This window comes from Hwanghaeella sp. LZ110 (genome assembly GCF_048892525.1).
Taxonomy (GTDB): domain Bacteria; phylum Pseudomonadota; class Alphaproteobacteria; order UBA8366; family Aestuariispiraceae; genus Pacificispira.
The window spans coordinates 169,865-188,145 of the sequence record NZ_JBLZHT010000004.1 but is presented as its reverse complement, the minus strand read 5'-3'; the positions used below and the strand labels follow the sequence as shown (position 1 = coordinate 188,145).

The 18,281-nt window shown below is 53.7% G+C and carries 16 protein-coding genes and 2 tRNA genes; 11 read left to right on the top strand and 7 right to left on the bottom strand.

Translation table 11 applies throughout. The features are described 5' to 3' along the window. The first annotated feature begins 29 nt into the window (after positions 1–29). Together ACOSDM_RS09570 and ACOSDM_RS09565 are read left to right on the top strand one after the other, a co-directional pair. Positions 30–1,004 (top strand): squalene/phytoene synthase family protein, encoded by a 975-nt coding sequence (locus ACOSDM_RS09570; RefSeq protein WP_420724283.1) that lies wholly within the window; start codon positions 30–32, stop codon positions 1,002–1,004. Beyond that, on the top strand, positions 1,004–1,882 hold the full coding sequence (locus tag ACOSDM_RS09565) for a phytoene/squalene synthase family protein (protein ID WP_420724282.1): 879 nt from the start codon (positions 1,004–1,006) through the stop codon (positions 1,880–1,882). Before ACOSDM_RS09570 ends, ACOSDM_RS09565 begins: the two co-directional genes overlap by 1 nt. A gap of 98 nt (positions 1,883–1,980) precedes the next feature. Here ACOSDM_RS09565 and trmFO read toward each other — a convergent pair whose 3' ends face one another. After that, positions 1,981–3,324 (bottom strand): methylenetetrahydrofolate--tRNA-(uracil(54)-C(5))-methyltransferase (FADH(2)-oxidizing) TrmFO, encoded by a 1,344-nt coding sequence (gene trmFO, locus ACOSDM_RS09560; RefSeq protein WP_420724281.1) that lies wholly within the window; start codon positions 3,322–3,324, stop codon positions 1,981–1,983. Positions 3,325–3,495: 171 nt separating this feature from the next. On the opposite strand from trmFO, the gene ACOSDM_RS09555 reads away from it, so the two are divergent. From ACOSDM_RS09555 to ACOSDM_RS09535, 5 genes are all read left to right on the top strand, one after another. Beyond that, the gene (locus ACOSDM_RS09555) at positions 3,496–4,608 is read left to right on the top strand and encodes an acetoin utilization protein AcuC (protein ID WP_420724280.1); all 1,113 of its coding nucleotides are present in this window, start codon (positions 3,496–3,498) and stop codon (positions 4,606–4,608) included. 57 nt (positions 4,609–4,665) lie between these two features. After that, positions 4,666–5,139 carry a DUF192 domain-containing protein gene (locus ACOSDM_RS09550; protein WP_420724279.1) on the top strand — a complete coding sequence of 158 codons (474 nt, stop codon included), beginning with the start codon at positions 4,666–4,668 and terminating at the stop codon, positions 5,137–5,139. A gap of 150 nt (positions 5,140–5,289) precedes the next feature. Beyond that, entirely contained in the window at positions 5,290–5,964 is a 675-nt protein-coding gene (locus tag ACOSDM_RS09545) for a hypothetical protein (RefSeq protein WP_420724278.1), read from the top strand. A 264-nt stretch (positions 5,965–6,228) separates the two neighbouring features. Then, complete coding sequence (locus tag ACOSDM_RS09540; RefSeq protein WP_420724277.1) at positions 6,229–6,597, top strand: helix-turn-helix domain-containing protein; 369 nt, start codon at positions 6,229–6,231, stop codon at positions 6,595–6,597. A gap of 113 nt (positions 6,598–6,710) precedes the next feature. Then, positions 6,711–6,785: transfer RNA gene (locus ACOSDM_RS09535), tRNA-Asn, on the top strand. A 127-nt stretch (positions 6,786–6,912) separates the two neighbouring features. Here ACOSDM_RS09535 and ACOSDM_RS09530 read toward each other — a convergent pair. From ACOSDM_RS09530 to ACOSDM_RS09520, 3 genes are all read right to left on the bottom strand, one after another. Then, on the bottom strand, positions 6,913–7,836 hold the full coding sequence (locus tag ACOSDM_RS09530; protein ID WP_420724276.1) for a NotI family restriction endonuclease: 924 nt from the start codon (positions 7,834–7,836) through the stop codon (positions 6,913–6,915). Positions 7,837–7,877: 41 nt separating this feature from the next. After that, the gene (locus ACOSDM_RS09525; protein WP_420724275.1) at positions 7,878–9,026 is read right to left on the bottom strand and encodes a DNA cytosine methyltransferase; all 1,149 of its coding nucleotides are present in this window, start codon (positions 9,024–9,026) and stop codon (positions 7,878–7,880) included. A 263-nt stretch (positions 9,027–9,289) separates the two neighbouring features. After that, the gene (locus ACOSDM_RS09520) at positions 9,290–10,771 is read right to left on the bottom strand and encodes a catalase (RefSeq protein WP_420724274.1); all 1,482 of its coding nucleotides are present in this window, start codon (positions 10,769–10,771) and stop codon (positions 9,290–9,292) included. A gap of 135 nt (positions 10,772–10,906) precedes the next feature. Here ACOSDM_RS09520 and ACOSDM_RS09515 point away from each other — a divergent pair, with 135 nt between their 5' ends. Beyond that, on the top strand, positions 10,907–11,842 hold the full coding sequence (locus ACOSDM_RS09515; protein ID WP_420724273.1) for a LysR substrate-binding domain-containing protein: 936 nt from the start codon (positions 10,907–10,909) through the stop codon (positions 11,840–11,842). A 73-nt stretch (positions 11,843–11,915) separates the two neighbouring features. Further along, complete coding sequence (locus ACOSDM_RS09510) at positions 11,916–13,295, top strand: hypothetical protein (protein WP_420724272.1); 1,380 nt, start codon at positions 11,916–11,918, stop codon at positions 13,293–13,295. Between the two features lie 15 nt (positions 13,296–13,310). Here the strand turns inward: ACOSDM_RS09510 and ACOSDM_RS09505 are convergent, their stop codons facing one another. The 3 genes from ACOSDM_RS09505 to ACOSDM_RS09495 all read right to left on the bottom strand — a co-directional run bounded on the left by ACOSDM_RS09505 (position 13,311) and on the right by ACOSDM_RS09495 (position 15,865). After that, entirely contained in the window at positions 13,311–14,477 is a 1,167-nt protein-coding gene (locus tag ACOSDM_RS09505) for a M24 family metallopeptidase (protein WP_420724271.1), read from the bottom strand. Beyond that, entirely contained in the window at positions 14,470–15,699 is a 1,230-nt protein-coding gene (locus tag ACOSDM_RS09500; RefSeq protein WP_420724270.1) for a diaminopropionate ammonia-lyase, read from the bottom strand. The genes ACOSDM_RS09505 and ACOSDM_RS09500 overlap by 8 nt, the downstream gene beginning before the upstream one ends. Positions 15,700–15,791: 92 nt before the next feature. Further along, positions 15,792–15,865, bottom strand: a tRNA-Cys gene (locus tag ACOSDM_RS09495). 195 nt (positions 15,866–16,060) lie between these two features. Between ACOSDM_RS09495 and ACOSDM_RS09490 the strand changes: the two genes are divergently transcribed. Both ACOSDM_RS09490 and ACOSDM_RS09485 read left to right on the top strand, forming a co-directional pair. Further along, positions 16,061–16,714 (top strand): protein-L-isoaspartate O-methyltransferase family protein, encoded by a 654-nt coding sequence (locus ACOSDM_RS09490; protein WP_420724269.1) that lies wholly within the window; start codon positions 16,061–16,063, stop codon positions 16,712–16,714. A gap of 137 nt (positions 16,715–16,851) precedes the next feature. Then, the gene (locus ACOSDM_RS09485; protein ID WP_420724268.1) at positions 16,852–18,279 is read left to right on the top strand and encodes a TolC family outer membrane protein; all 1,428 of its coding nucleotides are present in this window, start codon (positions 16,852–16,854) and stop codon (positions 18,277–18,279) included. Positions 18,280–18,281: the final 2 nt, after the last annotated feature.

Here is an 18,281-nt window from a genome sequence, read left to right as displayed (position 1 = left end):
AGCCAGCATTGATCGCGTTCAGTGCCGCTATGAGCACAGATATCCCCAATCTGAATAATGAACATGCATTGCCAGCCCCCGATGTCTTGGCGGCGTCTGTAACACGCCGCAGTGCGTCAAATCTGTGGTTTGTCGGGCGCGCCCTGGTTTCTGAAAAGCGAATGCTGTTTGAGGCTGCTTATGCGACCATGCGGGTGATTGATGATTTTGTCGATGATGATTTTCTGGCGCGGTCTGAAGAAGAAAGAATCCGGACGCGCTCTGCGGCCAGGGATCGGGTTGCAGCCTGGTTAACGGCCTCCGAAGCGGCGATTTCCGGTGCACCGGAAACATCGGGCATTCCTGCAATTGAGGCACAGCTATGCCGGGCCCTGCGACAGGCCGCACGAGGCGGAGATTTACCCTCAGATCCCTGGCATAATCTGGCGGCAGCGATGCAGTTCGATGTGGACGAAAGGGCCTTAGACTCCTGGCAGGATTTTAAGACCTATTGCGAAGGGGCGACTGTCGCGCCTGCCGCTGTTTTTCTGTATGTCCTGCAAGCACGGATAGGGGCTGATGATACCATTCAGGCGGGCATCCCTGCCGATGTGCTGGCTGCGCAAGCGCGAGACATGGCGATCTTTTGTTATCTGGTTCACATCTTAAGGGATTTTGCGAAGGATTTTGCCAGGGGCGGGCAATTGGTCACGATACCCCAGGAATGCTTTGTCGCCCATAATCTGACACGCCAGCAGGTGTCTGCAGATCCAATGGCTGCCCTGCCGCTGTTACAGGATTTGGCCGCTCGGGCGCAGGAACATCGGGTCGCTGCACGCAGAATGGCTGACAATCTGAAGACCACATTGGGCGGTGTTGAGGCCCGTATTCTGGAGTCGCTGTTATCCATCTATGAACATCTGCATGACAGTTTGTTGCGGGATCCGTCGCCCCTGGTCGACAGGACGGGCCTGACGGCGCGCCTTAGGGATAAATTGATACAGAAATTGGGGATTGTTGGCTGATGCAGGATGGTCCACCAGACAGCGTGTCGGATTTGACCTATTGTGCGGATCTGGTGCGCGATGCGGATGCTGATCGATTTGCCACGGCGATGCTGTGTCCGACGCCGGGTCGGTGGCGGCTGCTTGCCCTTTATGCCTTTAACATCGAAGTCTCCAAAACCCGCGAAGCAGTGCGGGAACCGATGATTGGTGAAATCCGACTGCAATGGTGGCGCGATGCTGTTGCGGAATGCCGGGCAGGCAATCCAAGGCGCCATCAGGTTGTCCATCCACTGGCCACGGCAATGTTGGATAGTAACCTGCCCGAAGCCTGTTTTCTGGAAGTGATCGACGCACGGGCCCGGGATCTGGACGACTTCCCCCCGGTGGATGAGGAAAAACTGAATGCCTATATCGAGGGATCAGGCGGCGCGCTTGGGGAATTGGCCTATCGCTGTGCCGTGCCCGAAGACGATTTGACGCCAATTGGGCTTCAGGCGGGGCGGGCCGCTGGTCGGGCCTGGGCCTGGATCGGTCTGGCGCGCGGTCTGCATGTTCATTCCGTGATGGGCCGCCATACCATTCCCGCAACATGGCTGGCGCGCCATCCAGACCTATCGAAAGAGGTGGCGGTGGCACAAGTCGGGGCGGCGTCCAGGGCCTGGACGGAATGGCTGGTCAATCAGGCCCGCGCGGAATTCCCAACTGTCCGTAAAGGGGCGGCCAGAACCGATAAATCAGGCCAGGCCGCCCTGGCCCCGGCGCGACTGGCAGCCGTGTATGCCAAACGGCTGCAGAAGGGCGGATATGATCCGTATCATCTGGAAATTAATACGCTGGGCCCGGCGCGGCGCGCATGGTCTTTGCTAGGCACCAGCCTGTTCGGTCGGGTGGTTTAGAGCATCATGCGCTCGCATGAGCACACACAAGATGCTCTAAACCACTTTTATTTTCAGCACATAGATCGTCGCAAACGGTTCGGTTTGCTCGGGATTTGCTATAACCAACCCACCAGATCCTGTAAGGCACGGACGGAAATAGCGGCCTTGCGATCCCGACCGCGTTTGCGTGTCTTGCGGTGATCGTCCCCGTCCAGGCCGGGGAACAGACCGAAATTGACATTCATCGGCTGGAACGTCTCTGCCTGCGCGCCGCCTGTAATATGCGACAGCAATGCCCCCAGTGCCGTTGTGACAGGGGGTGGGGTTACGGTTTGGCCCAATCGTTCCTCTGCCGCGAACCGACCGGCCAAAAGGCCAATACTGGCGGATTCAACATATCCTTCCACCCCGGTGATTTGACCGGCAAACCGGATCGTCGGGCGCGCCTTTAGCCGCAACAGCGGGTCCAACAGTCTGGGGCTGTTTAAGAAGGTATTGCGATGAATGCCGCCCAATCTGGCGAATTCGGCATTTTCCAACCCCGGAATAGCCCGAAAGATATCCGCCTGAGCACCATATTTCAGTTTTGTCTGGAATCCGACCATATTGTACAGCGTGCCCAGCTTGTTGTCCTGGCGCAGCTGAACCACCGCATGGGCGCGGGTTCCGGTCTTTGGATTGGTCAGCCCGACGGGTTTCATCGGGCCAAATCTCAGCGTTTCACGACCGCGTTCCGCCATCACTTCGATGGGCAGGCAGGCCTCGAAATACGGCGTATCCTTCTCCCATTCCTTGAACTCGGTCTTGTCGCCCGCCAGCAGCCTATCGATGAAGTCATTGTATTGATCTTCTGTCATCGGACAGTTGATGTAATCCTGTCCGTCGCCTTTGTCATAGCGGGACTGGAACCAGGCCTTGTCAAAATCGATGCTGTCGCGGTGAATGATGGGCGCAATCGCATCGAAAAATGCCAATTGTTCCTCTCCCGTGACTGACAGGATTGATTGCGTCAGGGCAGAGGAGGTCAGCGGACCCGTGGCTGCAATCACGCTGTCATAGTCACTTGAATCGGGCAGGGCATTTATCTCTCCCCGCGCGATGGTGACTAGGGGATGGTTTTCCAGAGCCTGGGTGACGCGTCTGGAAAAATCATCGCGGTCTACCGCCAGCGCGCCCCCGGCAGGAACCTTTGCCAGATCGCCCATTTGCAGGATCAAAGATCCGGCCCGACGCATTTCCTCATGCAATAGACCGACGGCATTGCCTTCCGGGTCATCAGAGCGGAAGGAGTTTGAACAGACCAGTTCCGCCAGGCCATCGGTTTGATGCGCGGCGGTCTTGGCGGTCGGGCGCATTTCCTGCAGCGTGACAGGGACCCCGCGTTGGGCTAATTGCCAGGCGGCCTCGCTGCCAGCAAGGCCACCACCAATTACAAGAACCGGGCGAAGTGTTGACGTCATAGCGGCGATCCAAATGTCAGAGTTTCGAGTCTCATAGGCTCAACGGGCCTGATTGCCCCTGTAATGTCAGAAAATTTCGCCTGCGAAAACCGTCTTTGCGGAAACGATTTGTTCGGGCCCGCCTGATCAGGAAGATTGACGTCGCCTGACGTGTGACTAGCTTCATGCTTTATGCTGCAATACCCGCATCTCATTTCCTCCGAAATCTATCGCGCGTCCCGCTATGGGGCGAAGCATCCTTTGTCGATACCAAGGGTTTCACTGGCGGTTGATCTTATCAAGGCAATGGGATGGTTCCCGGAGGATCGCTTTGTTGAAGGGCCAATCGCAACGCCGGAGCAGTTACATCGATTTCATGATCCGGATTATGTCGCGGCGTTGCTGCGGGCTGAAGAGGGGAATCTGACGGAGGCGGAAAAGGATCGCTGGAACATCGGGCGCAATGGTAACCCGATCTATCCGGAAGTTTTTCACAGGCCTGCAACAGCGGCCGGATCCTCCATTCTGGCGGCGCAGATGGTTCGCGACGGGGGGACGGTCCACAGTCCGGCAGGCGGCACCCATCATGGCCGCCGGGATCGCGCCAGCGGCTTTTGCTTCTTAAATGATCCGGTTCTGGGAATCCTGACCTTACTGGATGCTGGTATTGCGCCTGTGGTTTATGTCGATCTGGACGCCCATCATGGTGATGGGGTGGAAATCGCATTCCAGCATGATCCAAGGGTCACCACCCTATCGATCCACGAGGCGGGGCGTTGGCCGCGCACCGGCGGGCTGCATCACGATCTGGGGCCAACGGTGATCAATTTTCCCGTAGAACCCGGCTTTCAGGATGACGAATTCTATTACATTCTGGAAACAGCCATCCTGCCGATCGTCCAGAATGTTGAGCCCGCGGCGATTGTTATCCAATGTGGCGTTGATGGGTTGGCGGATGACCCCATGTCCAAATTGTCATTGTCCAATAATGTCTATCCGGTAGCGGTTTCCGCATTGATGCGATTGGCCCCACGGCACATTGTGCTGGGCGGCGGTGGCTACAATCCCTTTGCCGTCGCGCGGGCCTGGACCCTGATCTGGGCAGCAATCGATGGGCGGGACGGGACGGAAATGGAGCTTCCCCAAGCAGCACGGAATGTCCTGAAGGGTGTGCACTGGCGGCACAGCCTGGCTAAATCACCACCGGCCAGATGGTTTGATCAATTGATCGACCCGCCAAATACAGGATCCATTCGTGACAGCATTCGGGAAACTGTTCGGGCGGTTCTGAATGCGACAGGCTGACACGCAGCGGATCTAGCTCTTTCCCCGTGATGCATTTCGCGGTAATTGAAATGCATCATGTTTCGAAGATTTTTTCTATACGCGGCGCTGAGCCTTGGCCTTTTGGGCGCGATACCGGGTGTCGCCCCCGCGCAGGATATGACGTTTCCGGTCAGTCCCCTGACGATTGTGACGTCAGATGGCGCAAAACATGAATTTACGGTTGAGGTTGCGTCAGATCATGCACAGCGGGCCCGGGGCCTGATGTTTCGCGATAAACTGGCCGCAGATCACGGTATGCTGTTTGATTACAAACGCGATATCCAGGCCAGCATGTGGATGAAGAACACGCTTATTCCCCTGGATATGCTGTTTATTGATCGAACTGGCATTGTGAAAAACCTGAAAGAACGCGCCAGACCGCATTCCCTGGATCCGATATCCGCGAAAGGTTTTGTTCGGGGCGTTTTGGAACTGCCGGGCGGCACTGTATCGCGATTGGGCATAAAACCAGGGGATCGGGTTTTACATCCCATTTTTAGCACCCCCTGACAGTCAATTCATGCACCGACCCTTGCATATTGTCTGACTGCTGTAATTTGAGGGTGATTTCGATAGAAACACTAGATGTTGGGCGCGAATACGGGTAATAAGACATAGATAGCGGTTTTGATGGGATGCGTCTGGGCATGAGGGCATGAAATGGTGAAATACAGCAAGGCGATTACTTTTGCGACGATAATGGTCGGCGCGCTGGGGCTGGCGGGATGCAAGGTTAATCCCAAAGAGGCCCGGTATTATCCAAAAATCGCAGGCAATACGTATGAACTGCAGAACGAGCTGGGCATTGTGTTGCCTGAGGCGGAACGGATCAACATCTCCTACGAATTTACCCAATCTGAGGATGGCGATAGCTATATCGACGCGCCGGGTATGTTTTCAGGGCCGGTCTGGTGGTACGAAGAACGCTCTGCGGAAATGCCGGAACAGTTCCTTGCCATTCATCTATTGACGCGCGATGACAGTTTTGAGGAATCCTCGGGCACTTTGGTGAAATTGTCTCGCAGCAGCTATAATGCGCAAGTGTTCTGCCTGGACACAACCAAGGGTGACATTCCGCCAGAAATCCAGGTCTATATCGACAGCCTGCTCGATCTTGGTCGCCCCGTTTCGACAGATTTGTATGTTCGTCGTTTTATGAACCGGGTTGAGCAGGAAGGGAACCGGCGGACGGATGTAATTTATATCCGCGATGTTGTGCGTTTGGGGTATACCTGTGAAAGCCTGGGGGATGTCGTATCGCCCAGCAATGATCGGGAAGGCATCGTTAACATGTTGCGCACCGATTCTCAGGCCGCCTTCGAAGTCATGAGCTGATTTTTCCTACAATTCTGTGAAATAAATCATTTCTTGCGCCCTGCACTGGACGGATCGGTTTGCGCCCGGTATGGTCAGGGGCGATCTGTTGCTTTGGGGCAACACAGACTTAATTCACTGTCTGACGTCACTGCGAACTGGGCTTTTTAGAAAGCTCAAGGGGAAATGATACCCATAGGGTTCCTGTCGTATAATCCAGACGTACGGTCGTGGCGCTGACTTTTCGCGCCCCAAGAAAAAAACAACTGAGATTGAGAGGGTATAATGAACGCGTATGACTCTGTTCCTGTCGGAAATGATACTGATTTGGGAATAGGCCGGCGTATTACGGACGCAAGGAATTCCCTGGGCTGGTCCCAGGAGGATTTGGCCCATCGCATGGGGGTCACAGTTGAAACCATCACCGGATGGGAATCCGAAGAACGGGATCCCCGATCCAACCGTATTATCACATTGGCGGGTATTCTGGGTGTCAGCGCCCATTGGCTGTTGGATGGCAGTGCGGAATTCGCACCAGACGATTCTACAAATCCGGCTGCGGCGGCGCGGGCGCAACTGCAATCCGTTCGCATGAAAATTAACGAATTGTCTCAATTGGTCTCTGATATCGAGGCGCAACTGGATCAACTGTAAGGCAATTCCGCCATCTGGCGGCGTCGCGGTCAGATGAAATCATTCTGATTGAAAAAAATGGTGAAAAGAAATTGACTTATATGATGCGCGGTTTTATCAACCGGCATCGCTGATCCCGAGTAGCTCAGTGGTAGAGCAATCGGCTGTTAACCGATCGGTCGTTCGTTCGAATCGAACCTCGGGAGCCAATAAAAAGGGCCGCTTCTTCGGAAGCGGCCCTTTCCTTTTTTGTGCTGTAAGAAATTTTCAGGATTCACTATCTTTATCGGCCCGTTAAAAATCTGAACGGCCAAAAGGTTGTCCCATTCAGAAGAACTACCGCCCTAGCTTTTCTCGTATTTTTTCTTCAAATGTTGGAAGAGTTGTCGGGATGCCCGCAGTTAAACCCTCTACAGCCCGTTCCAGTGTGGTGAACCGAACTTCTTCCACAACGATATTTGGATAAATGGAACCATCCGTTTCTGAGAACGAGACTATAAACCAGATTATGTCACTGTTTGTTACATGTTGAGCATGATCCATTTCGCCCAGAGAGTTAAAAAATGGGCGATCAACCACTACAGCCATCTTTTTTCCCCAGCGACGAAGAGTGGGAACTTTTATTTGAAGTTGTGGCATTAGTCGTTTGGGGCCAGAACTCCGGAAATCTGGTCTTCGATTGGTCCCTGGCATTGGAACATCAGAACCTTGGTGCGATTGTATGTTCTTAAAATCTTTGCTTATTGCGCCGCCAGAGAAATACACAGCTTGCAGCTCAACGGCGCACCAGTTGAAATGATGATCCGTACTGTCAACAAGTACCATATCTATTCTACCAACGTCCTCACTTTGAGATAATTCGTTGTCACTATTAGATTCTGACGGACGAATAAGGAATGGAATTTCTTTTGCAATTTTAGCATTTTCATTTCCCAACAAGACTTCACCTATTTTCCTGAAAACTAATCCATTTTGGTAAAATCTAATCGGACATGTCGCGGTAATTGCTCCAAAGCTTTGTTTATCCATTTTTTGGGTGAAACTTCTTATCGAGCAAACCCCTCCTTTTTTTCCGCATAGTATTGAGGGTTTCCCCTTACGTATTGGCGCAAGTTCCTGGTAACTTTTAAGGTGTGGGCAATCGGGTTGCTCAGTAAGACCTAATAATTGTTTGCGGCGCTCATTTGATACAGTGACAAAACTTTCTCCATATAGTTCTGCGATACCATATGAAGAGCCTGTCTTTACTTTAGATTTCATTATCACTTATACCGTTTAAACAGAGGAACGATTCAATCCGATTATGCTGCCGCATTACCAAGATGATGATTCTGACGCGTAACTTTGATAACGTCACTGTTGGTCGCCAACAAAGCTTCAGCAACTCGTCTTCCTAAGAGCGGGGGAACGGCATTGCCAACTTGAACATACTGATCTGTCCTGGAACCTTGAAACTCAAACCAGTCAGGAAAACTTTGGAGCCTCGCAGCTTCTCTTACTGTGATCGCGCGATTTTGAATGGGGTGTATATATGCACCCCAATGTATGTCACACTTTGTTAAAATGGTGCATGAAAGCCCATCAGTCTTCATTCTTCCGTATCGCTTGGTGTGATCGCTACGCTTTGCTCTTTTCATTCCATTCGGCAAGAGCTCAAAAGGTATGTCACGCCATGAACCACCTTGGGGAATATGACGTATGCGTTCTAGATTAATTGAGCCGAGTTTTGGCGCAACATGGTTATATACCTTGGAGCAATCGCCACGAAGATAACGTTGATACCATGATTTAGAATCGCAAGCATAATTGACATTATCGGGTATATTACCATTCTCAACGAAAGGTAAATCCCCGATGGCATCCCAAATATTTGTGAAGGGAATTAATTCTAATCCATGTGTTTTGATTGGAAAATTAATAGGCATTCCTGTCTTAGTTCCAATAAAAAAGATGCGTCGTCGTTCTTGCGGTACCCCATACTCTTCTGCCTTAAGGACCGCGTGGTTCATGGTATAACCAAGTCGATTAAATTCTGATTTTATAGTTTCTACTATGGCACCATTGGCGATTGATGATATCCCTGTAACATTCTCCATCACGACCCAGTTTGGTTGAGTGCCTTCAACAATGCGAAGATATTCACGGAAAAGATTTGCTCGTTCATCGTGCATGCCTCTTTGGTGATTGTAGACTGAGTAGGCCTGGCATGGCGGCCCACCAATCAATACATCAAGCTCCCCTGGAGAAAGACCTGCAGCATTCATTAAAGCTTGGGCGGATATCGATTGTATGGGACCCAGCAAGAACTTTGCATCAGAATGGGTGATGGAATAAGTTTTTCCAGCATTTTCATCAATGTCATTGCCTGCAAGAATATGAAAACCAGCTTGCCGAAAACCTTCGGAAAGACCACCCGCACCGCAGAAAAGGTCGATGGCAGTTTTTTTCATATGTTTCTCCATGGCTCGGAAATTTTGAATTAGATATCGTAGTCCTTAATGCCAAACAATAGAACATAAAATGAACTATTTGCAAGAGCCATACGCAGTACCGTCTTTTGATTAAATTCGTAGGGTTGAGCAAAATTGCCTTATTCAGGCTGTTTCTCGTATCGCATTTACTGTTAAGAATAATCTCGATTCTAATAAATACTGCAATAAAAAGGGCCGCTTCTTCGGAAGCGGCCCTTTCCTTTTTCAGGCTTAGCGGTGGCTTATTCTGCGGCCATGCGGGGTACTGCGACACCGGCAACCTTACCGACACCTTCGGCATAGCTGGGATCGATCTTTGCCAGATGCCCCAGGGCCCTTTGCACGATGGCTTCTGGCACACCGGCCATGGATCCGCCCATTGCCTGATACAGGCGGTCCTTCTGACCGGCATCAAACAGATTATACAGGGCGCGGACCTGGCTATAGTCGTCATTGCCTTCGCGGTGATTAAATCGATCCGCATCGCCCGATATTTTCAAAGGGGGTTCACGATATCCTTCCTCCTGTTTCGGCCCGTTGAAGCTGTTGGGCTCGTAATAAGCATCCGGGTTAGGGGAGGGCGGATTGAAATTCATCGTGCCATCCTTGTGATAGGTGTGAACCGGACATTTCGGGCGATTCACCGGCAGGGATTCATAGTGCGTTCCCAAACGATACCGGTGCGCATCCGCATAGGAAAAGATGCGTGCCTGTAGAACCTTATCGGGGGAGAAACCGATGCCCGGAACGATGTTGGACGGAGAATAGGCCGCGTTTTCAATTTCCTGGAAGTAATTTTCAGGATTGCGGTTCAATTCCAGAACGCCAACTTCGATCAAGGGGAAGTCGCCATGTGGCCAGACTTTCGTCAGGTCGAACGGATTAAACGGGGTCTTTTCCGCATCCATCTCCGGCATCACCTGAATATACAGTTTCCACTGTGGGAAGTCGCCTTTTTCAATCGTCCCATACAGGGCTTCCTGATAAGTCTCTCGGCTGCGACCAATCTCAGCGGTGGATTCCGCATCCGTGAAATGCTTATGGCCCTGCTGGGTCTTGAAGTGGAACTTCACCCAGAACCGTTCCCCCTGAGCATTGATCATGGAATAGGTATGGCTGCCATAGCCATTCATGAACATCGGTGCCTTTGGAATCCCCCGATCCGACATCAGGATGGTGACCTGGTGCAGGGATTCGGGGCTTTGTGACCAGTAATCCCACATCGCCGTGGCAGAGCGCAGATTGGTCTTGGGGTGGCGCTTTTGCGTATGGATGAAGTCCGGGAACTTGTATGGGTCGCGGATGAAGAAGACCGGCGTGTTATTGCCGACCATGTCCCAGTTGCCCTCTTCTGTATAGAATTTCAGCGAGAAGCCGCGCACATCGCGTTCCGCATCCGCGGCACCAGCTTCCCCTGCAACGGTAGAGAAGCGAGAGATAATTCCGGTTTGCTTGCCGATCTCAGAAAACAGCTTTGCGCGGGTATAGCGCGTGATGTCATGGGTCACGGTGAAGGTTCCATGCGCGCCCCAGCCTTTGGCGTGGACAGTCCGCTCAGGAATGCGCTCGCGGTTCTGGTGCGCCAGCTTTTCAATCAACTGATAGTCTTGCATCAGAACCGGTCCGCGTGGCCCTGCCGTCTGACTGTTCTGATTATCCGCGATCGGATTGCCAGCGGTCGTTGTCATGACCGGGCATTGTCCTTTACTCGCCTTGTTCGTCATTGTCGCAGTCTCCTTTTATTGGTTTGGGATAGCGTTTGCCTCTATCCGATATGGGGACGATACGGGAAATAAAACCATCTGTTAAATTGATTGTTTTTATGATATCGATAGATAAAATCTATTATTGGAAAATCAATGAATCTTCGAGACCTGACATATTTTTGCGCCGTTGCGGAGACCCGCCATTTTGGCAGGGCCGCCGAGCACTGTCACATCAGCCAGCCGACATTGTCCTCGCAGATCAAGAAACTGGAGGATGAGCTGGGGGTTACATTGTTTGAACGCAGCAACAAATCCGTGCGATTAACTGCAGTTGGACAGGAAATCCTGTTGATCGCGCATCGTGTTCAGGAAGGGGCTGCAGATATACGCAGGACTGCTATGGCACATAGTGACCCGCTGGCTGGCAAGATCAAACTGGGGATCATTCCCACCATTGCCCCGATGATCATCCCCAGCCTGTTGGCGATGACGGGCCGCAAATTCCCGGCACTGCACCTGTCCTTTGTGGAGGATATGACAGACCCCCTGGAAGATATGCTGAGGTCCGGCGCATTGGATGCGGCCATTCTGGCAACCGATCCGATGCATTCCACGCTTGTGGATATTCCGCTGTATGATGAACCATTCTGGGCGGCTTTCCCAAAAGGGCATCGCCTGGAGCAAAAGTCGGAACTGGTAGCGGTGGATATCGACCCGCAGGAATTGCTGTTGTTAAGTGAGGGGCATTGTTTTCGCGATCAAGCGCTTAGCGTTTGCAGGCATGCCGTGTCGCAGAATGCGGCGCAGGCCGATACGCGCGCCACAAGTATGGAAACGATCCTGAATCTTGTTGCGGCTGGCGCAGGCGTCACCCTGATACCCGCCCTGGCCACGCAGGGGGGACGCCTTGCAGAAACAGGTGTGTTGGCGCGCCCCTTTTCGAAGACCAGAGGCGGGGAAGGGGCATCGCGCCGGGTTCGTCTGGTGTTTCGGCGCACAAGCCCCCGCCTGCAGCTTATGCATGCCTTATCCGATGCGATCACAGACGACATGTCGCCCCTTGTTCATGCGGTGCCAAAAGAAGAATAGACCTGTGACACAGATTCTTAAGCAAGGCGAATTCTAGGCTTTCGCATTGCGGCAAAGTCAGCAATTTTAAGGCATGATGCGAGACCGGGTATCGACCTTTCTATTCTTAGGCATTGCCGTTTTCACGGTGATGGGTGAACTGACAGAAATTGGCTGGTTCCGGGATACGGCTGTTGCATCTGTGCTGTTGCTTCTGATTCTGGAATTTACACGCATCCCCTTGATACAGAAAAGTGTTGGGGTCGTGTTGATTCTGGGCGGTTTAATCACTGCCGCATATACCGATGACATGCTGGGCACGCTCTATACGGGAATTGTGCGGGCCTTGCCTTTCCTGCTGTTATTCGCCTCTGTTGCATGGTTGCAGGAACCGTCTTCCCAAAGTCCGTCCCTGTTGGCTGTGCGCGAAATGGTCATGCGTCAGGGTCCAGGTAAGCGGTTTGCCTGGGTAATGGTGGTCGCGCATTTTCTGGGTGTCGCCTTTAATTTGGCCGGATTGTCGCTGTTGACGCCCATGGTTTCCAAAGGGGCAGCGGCGCGCCTGCAAAAGCGATTAAGCCGGGCGATGATTCAGGGTTTCGCTGCAGGCACATGCTGGTCGCCCTTATATGTCGGAACGGCGGTTATCATTGCTTCTGTTCCTGGGGTTAACTGGCTGGAGGTGGGACCAACTGGATTTGCAATCGCCATGGCCATGCTGGTGTGGAGTTGGATCGTGGATCGACTGTTTTCACGCCCGAAACAACCGCAATTAGTCCCGACCCCGATTGCCCTGGATCCGCCGGATCATCCCATGACCGGCCTGGTTTGGTTCAAACTGGCGATGATTCTGATCACGCTGTTTGGCTGCATCATTGGATTGGTTGAAGGATTGGGATGGTCCATTCCCATCGCATTGGCGGTTACTGCGCCGCTTTATGCGATGATCTGGGCCTTCTTTATCGGGCGCAGCGGCACTGGGTCAGGCCTGTTGGGTACGGCCCGGCATGTGTTTCGGGGATTGCCCGGCTTGCGCGGGGAAACCATCCTGTTTACCGGTGCCAATCTGTTGGGGGTCGGCGTGGCGGCCTTGATACCCGACGGATCCGCCGGTTCCGTCATGGCCGATTGGGCCATTCCTTCTGAAATCATCCTGCTGGCGATTATGGTGGGGTATGCGGTTGCCAGCGCGGTCGGCCTGCATCCGGTGGTCACAGTGGTGCTGGTAACAACGATCCTGACGCCAACAGTGATTGGTGTTCCGCCCGCCTTGTTGGCACTGTCCTTGATGGTGATGTGGGGGCAGGGCACGAATGTTTCCCCATTCTCTGCGACCAATCTGTATATGGCGCGGGTGACGGGGCAAAGTGCCTGGGTCACGGCGTGGCGCTGGAACCTGCCCTTTGTCGTTTCATCGACCCTGTTACTGGCAGGGACGATGATCGTGTTGCTAGATAGCGGTTGGGGACTGTAAGGGGGCCGAGGACGGCTACAGGATTGGCAGTGTCGGGCTGGCGCGGCGGGTCAGGAATTCCGTACCGGAGTCGCGGATAACGATGTTCTCCTCATGCACCATGACCAATCCCGGCGCAAAGGTCATGCCGGGTTCCAGGGTCATCACCATATTGGGTTTCAGCACCGTCTGATCCTGAGGCGTGTTTGACGGCCATTCGGTCAGTTGCATGCCCAATCCATGGCCCAGGCGTCCAACATCGTTGCCCAGGGCCCCGGCCTTTGTCATCACATCCTGCATGGCGTGAAATAAATCAGCGCAGGTTGCCCCGACCTTTGCTGCGGCAAAACCGGCTTCTGTTGCGGCATAAACGGTTTCATAAGCCCGCTTTGCGTCATCGCTGGCATGACCAAAGGCATAATTTCGGTCAAAGTCACAGAAATAGCCGTCAAACAGGCAGCCGGTATCCAGGATCAGGACATCGCCTTGTGTAATGCGCCGTTCACGCGGCGGGGAGATAATGTCGCCATAACCACCCTGGCCTGCGCCGCCGACCAGATAGGATACATCATCCACGCCCCGTTCCAGGCATTTGATCTTGAAGGCACGGAAGACCTCAATCTCGCTCATCCCCGTATGGATAAAGGTGGGCAAGTCTTCAAACACATCTGACACCAGATCACAGATATGGGTGATCTTGGTGATCTCAGCGTCCGATTTCACCATGCGCAGGTCGCGCAGAATCGCACTGCAATCGCGTGTGGCGATGCCGGGCAACAGCGTCATCATGCGGCGATAGTCTGAAACCGGCATGCGCAGATATGTTTCTGGCCCTTCAGAAATACCCAATACGCCGCCTGTACCCAGGACGTCTTGCAATGTTTCCACCAGCAGGCTGATGCCTTCATCATGGGGTTGTGGGGACGACCATGTGCGGATGTCTTCAATCCAGGTGCGCCCCATACAGGCCGCCCCGATGGTCGGGATCACCGCGATGGGTTTCCCGCTGGCCGGAACGACCATGAACCAGGGGCGGGTCGGGCTTTGCCAGAATTGCGTTAAATAGCCACTGAAATAGCGCAACTCGACTTCCGTCGTCAGTAACAGCGCGTCAATGCCAGCATCGGCCATGCGATCCTGTGCGCGTCTGGTGCGCTGTTCGAATTCCTGGGCCGGGAAACCGCGCGCTGGCGCCTCAGCCATGCCAGGGCTCCATCAAGGCATTATCACTGTCGGAATGCTTGTCTATAATGGTTTTATAGATCGCAGGGTCCGTTGCACCTTCACAGCCAAACACCAGAACAGTACTGTCTGGTCCTAAAGCCAGCCGGTCGCGCAGATCTTTTCGGCTGGCCATGCCGATTGCGCCCAGCAGCCCGGGGACAGCCGATTCGCCTGCAATGATTTCGCCCCCGCCTGCCGCACCCGATGCCAACAGGCGCATGGCCGGGCCAATGCCGTCCTCTCCGATGGTGATGAAATCACTGGCCCCTTGCGACAGGATATCCCAGGCCAACAGCGAAACCTCGCCGCAAGACAATCCCGCCATGATCGTTTCTTCCGTGATCTCAACGGTCATGGGTTTGTCCTGTCGCGCGCTTTCCAGGACACAGGCAGCGCGGGTTGGTTCTACAATGATGACTTTGGGCTTATCTGCCCCCATGCTTTGCCAGAACCGGGCGCAGATCGCTGCGGCCAGCCCGCCAACGCCTGCCTGCAGAAAAACATGGCTGGGCCGCGTATCCTCCAATTGCTGAAGAATTTCAGTCGCCATAACGCTGTAGCCCGCCATAACGTGGCGCGGTAAATTCATATAGCCGGGATAAGATGTGTCAGACACGATGAACCAATGATTGGATTTCGCTTCTTCGGCGCACACCTTCAACGACTCGTCATAATCGCCGGAAATGCGGATAACCTCAGCGCCAAAGGCTTCCATAGCCTGTTTTCGTCCCTCGCTGACGCCTGCATGGATATAGATGCGACAGGCACATCCGGCCATTTGGGCACCCCATGCGACGGAGCGCCCGTGATTTCCATCTGTCGCGGTGACAACCGTTAATTCTGATAGAGCGGACCTGTGTTGACCGGCGCGGATTTCAGACAGTGTGACTTTTTTCCCGGTTTTCGCCTCAATCTGTGTCGCAGCCAACCGTAAAACGGTATAGGCCCCGCCCAGCGCCTTGAAACTGCCCAGGCCAAGCCGCGTGCTTTCGTCTTTATAATACAGCGCCCCAATGGACAGGGATGTCGCCAAAGTGTCTAAATTACGCAGTGGGGTTGGTTGATAGGCGGGCCAGGATGATATTTCGGCATAAGCCGCCTTTGCCATGGCGGGTGACAGAATCTCGTTCAGGGTTTCCGGGTAGGGGCCTGACTGTGTCTCACGCCCAAAATGGTCCACAACAATATCTGAATTTTGCATACACTTCGGACCCCAACTGATTGCGTGGTGGGTACCGTGATACGCACAGGACGGCCCTGTCAAGGCAAAGGGGCTGATTTATTTGGAAGATTTGGAGGCGCGGAGCGGAATCGAACCGCTGTAAACGGATTTGCAATCCGGTGTATCACCACTCTACCACCGCGCCTCATCGATCTTGCACGACATCCGCAGGCAAGATCTGAGCGGGTCTATAACCCTACCGGGATAGCTGGTCAATATCGGCGGTGAGCAAAGTGGTCGCATCTTCCATTTTCATGCCCCTGGGGCCGTTGCCAATAATGCGTTTGGCTTTTATAAGGAACGCTTAAGCCATCAGCACTATCAGGATCGGGGAATTGCTATGGATTTCGCCCTCGCGCGCCGGAATATGGTTGAATCCCAATTGCGCACCAACAAGGTGACCGGGACCAAACTTATACAGGCGCTGCATCGAATCCCACGGGAACGGTTTGTTCCGATCGCCAAACGTCATCGGTCGTATTTCGATGAAAGCATCGAAGTCGCAAAGAATCGCTGGCTGATGCCGCCGATGCCCCTGGCGCGTCTTATCCAGGAATCCTATCCGCAGGATACCGACAATGTCATGGTGATCGGTGCGGGCATGGGGTATTCATCTGCCTTGTATGGGGCGCTTACCCGGTCGGTTTTTGCGGTGGAAAACGATCCTGATCTGGTCGAAGAAATGGGCGGCGCGCTGACGGATTTGGCGTTGGATAATGTTGTCGCTGTCGAGGCCTCTTTGGCGGATGGATATCCAAAGGAAGGTCCCTATGACATCATTCTGATGACGGGCATGATTGAATATGCGCCCCAGATTTTGCTGGATCAGTTGAACGAAGGCGGGCGTCTGATGGCGGTTGTCGGGGCACCGGGCGATATCGGGCGCGCAACCTTGTTTGGCAAGAAGAACGGCATGACCTCCACACGGGTGCTGTTTGATGCGACAATAAAGCCTTTACCGGGTTTTGCGCGAACTCCCGCTTTTGTTTTTTGAACGACTCCCGTAGGACTTTTGGGTGGTGGTGTTTTTTCCTGATTTTTTAGGGTGTTTTTTCTAGAAGGAACCCTAAATTAAGCCAGCGGATCGAATCCCCAAGTATAGGTATACGTGTTTTAGAGAGGCCCATGGGCATGACAATGATTTCCCTGAAGCGTGTTTTGATGTCGGCGGTTGCTGCGTCGGTCATGACATTTGGAACCCTGGCAGGTCCACAAATCGCGATGGCGCAGTCGCTGGAAGATGCTTTGGAGGAAGCCTACCGATCAAATCCCACGCTTCAGGCGCGGCGTGCTCAATTGCGGGCGACGGATGAATCGGTCCCACAGGCAAAGGCCGGATGGCGGCCCACGGTTGAATTAATTGGCGATATCAACGCGCTGCGGACCAAAAGCACGTCGCGTGTGACCTCTACAGATTCTTCGCGTTTCACGTCGGGCATTGAATTGCAGGTAACCCAGAACGTTTATAATGGTGGCGGGACCAAGGCGGCCGTCGAAGGGGCCAAGGCGGATGTATTAGCCCAGCGGGCCGATCTTTTTGCGGTCGAACAATCGGTTCTGTTGCAAGGTGTTACCGCCTATATGAACGTTTTGCGGGATGAGGCCGTCGTTGAGTTGAACAATCAGAACGTGTCGCGGTTGGAACGTCAGTTGGAAGCAACGCAGGATCGATATGATGCCGGTGTCGCCACGCTGACGGATTCAGCGCAGGCGGAATCGCGTCTGGCGCGGTCCCGGTCTGATCTGTCCGCCGCCCGGGGGGATTTGGAAGTCAGCCGGTCTGTTTTCGAAGAAGTGATCGGAATTGCCCCAACGAACCTGTTCCGCCCGATCCTGATGCCCGATTTGCCCGAAGGGCGTGATGCGGCAAAGAATATGGCGATATCAAATAATCCGGCTGTATTGACGGCGCTGTATAATCGGCGCGCAGCCTTGCACAGCATCGATCAGGAATATGCCGATCTTCTGCCATCCGTTGATATCATCGGTGCAGCAGGCAAGGATTGGGACAAGGCCTCCGATGGGTCCCGCGCGACGACAGCGCAACTTACCGCCCGCTTAACGGTGCCAATCTATCAGCAGGGTTTCGCGACCAGCCAGGTGCGTCAGTCCAAGATGACGGCAGGACAGACCCTTATGCAGATTGAGGAAGCCCGTCGCGACGTATCGGAACAAGCCATCAGCGCCTGGGAAACCTATCAGTCCGTCGTTTCCACGATTGTCGCGATTCGCGAAGAAGTGCGGGCAGCGGAAATCGCCCTGGATGGTGTGCAACAGGAAGAACTGGTCGGGCAGCGCACGGTGCTGGACGTTTTGGACGCGGAGCAGGAAGTTCTGGATGCGAAGGTCAGTCTGGAACGGGCTCAGCGTGATGAAACGGTCGCCCGTTTTGAATTGATCGCAGCAATTGGCGCCCTGACAGCGCAGGATCTGGGCCTGGATGTTCCTGTTTATGACCCCAGCAGCCATTACGATGACGTGAAGGATGCATTCTGGGGCGTTGGTGAGGACGTGGAACGCATTCCCAGCGATGCTGACGCCATGCAGGTGGAACCGTAAGA

Bases quoted from the DNA above. Each gene is read 5' to 3' on its own strand.
- ACOSDM_RS09570 (WP_420724283.1), top strand. From the start codon at position 30: ATGAGCACAGATATCCCCAATCTGAATAATGAACATGCATTGCCAGCC.
- ACOSDM_RS09565 (WP_420724282.1), top strand. From the start codon at position 1,004: ATGCAGGATGGTCCACCAGACAGCGTGTCGGATTTGACCTATTGTGCG.
- trmFO (WP_420724281.1), bottom strand. From the start codon at position 3,324: ATGACGTCAACACTTCGCCCGGTTCTTGTAATTGGTGGTGGCCTTGCT.
- ACOSDM_RS09555 (WP_420724280.1), top strand. From the start codon at position 3,496: ATGCTGCAATACCCGCATCTCATTTCCTCCGAAATCTATCGCGCGTCC.
- ACOSDM_RS09550 (WP_420724279.1), top strand. From the start codon at position 4,666: ATGTTTCGAAGATTTTTTCTATACGCGGCGCTGAGCCTTGGCCTTTTG.
- ACOSDM_RS09545 (WP_420724278.1), top strand. From the start codon at position 5,290: ATGGTGAAATACAGCAAGGCGATTACTTTTGCGACGATAATGGTCGGC.
- ACOSDM_RS09540 (WP_420724277.1), top strand. From the start codon at position 6,229: ATGAACGCGTATGACTCTGTTCCTGTCGGAAATGATACTGATTTGGGA.
- ACOSDM_RS09530 (WP_420724276.1), bottom strand. From the start codon at position 7,836: ATGAAATCTAAAGTAAAGACAGGCTCTTCATATGGTATCGCAGAACTA.
- ACOSDM_RS09525 (WP_420724275.1), bottom strand. From the start codon at position 9,026: ATGAAAAAAACTGCCATCGACCTTTTCTGCGGTGCGGGTGGTCTTTCC.
- ACOSDM_RS09520 (WP_420724274.1), bottom strand. From the start codon at position 10,771: ATGACGAACAAGGCGAGTAAAGGACAATGCCCGGTCATGACAACGACC.
- ACOSDM_RS09515 (WP_420724273.1), top strand. From the start codon at position 10,907: ATGAATCTTCGAGACCTGACATATTTTTGCGCCGTTGCGGAGACCCGC.
- ACOSDM_RS09510 (WP_420724272.1), top strand. From the start codon at position 11,916: ATGATGCGAGACCGGGTATCGACCTTTCTATTCTTAGGCATTGCCGTT.
- ACOSDM_RS09505 (WP_420724271.1), bottom strand. From the start codon at position 14,477: ATGGCTGAGGCGCCAGCGCGCGGTTTCCCGGCCCAGGAATTCGAACAG.
- ACOSDM_RS09500 (WP_420724270.1), bottom strand. From the start codon at position 15,699: ATGCAAAATTCAGATATTGTTGTGGACCATTTTGGGCGTGAGACACAG.
- ACOSDM_RS09490 (WP_420724269.1), top strand. From the start codon at position 16,061: ATGGATTTCGCCCTCGCGCGCCGGAATATGGTTGAATCCCAATTGCGC.
- ACOSDM_RS09485 (WP_420724268.1), top strand. From the start codon at position 16,852: ATGACAATGATTTCCCTGAAGCGTGTTTTGATGTCGGCGGTTGCTGCG.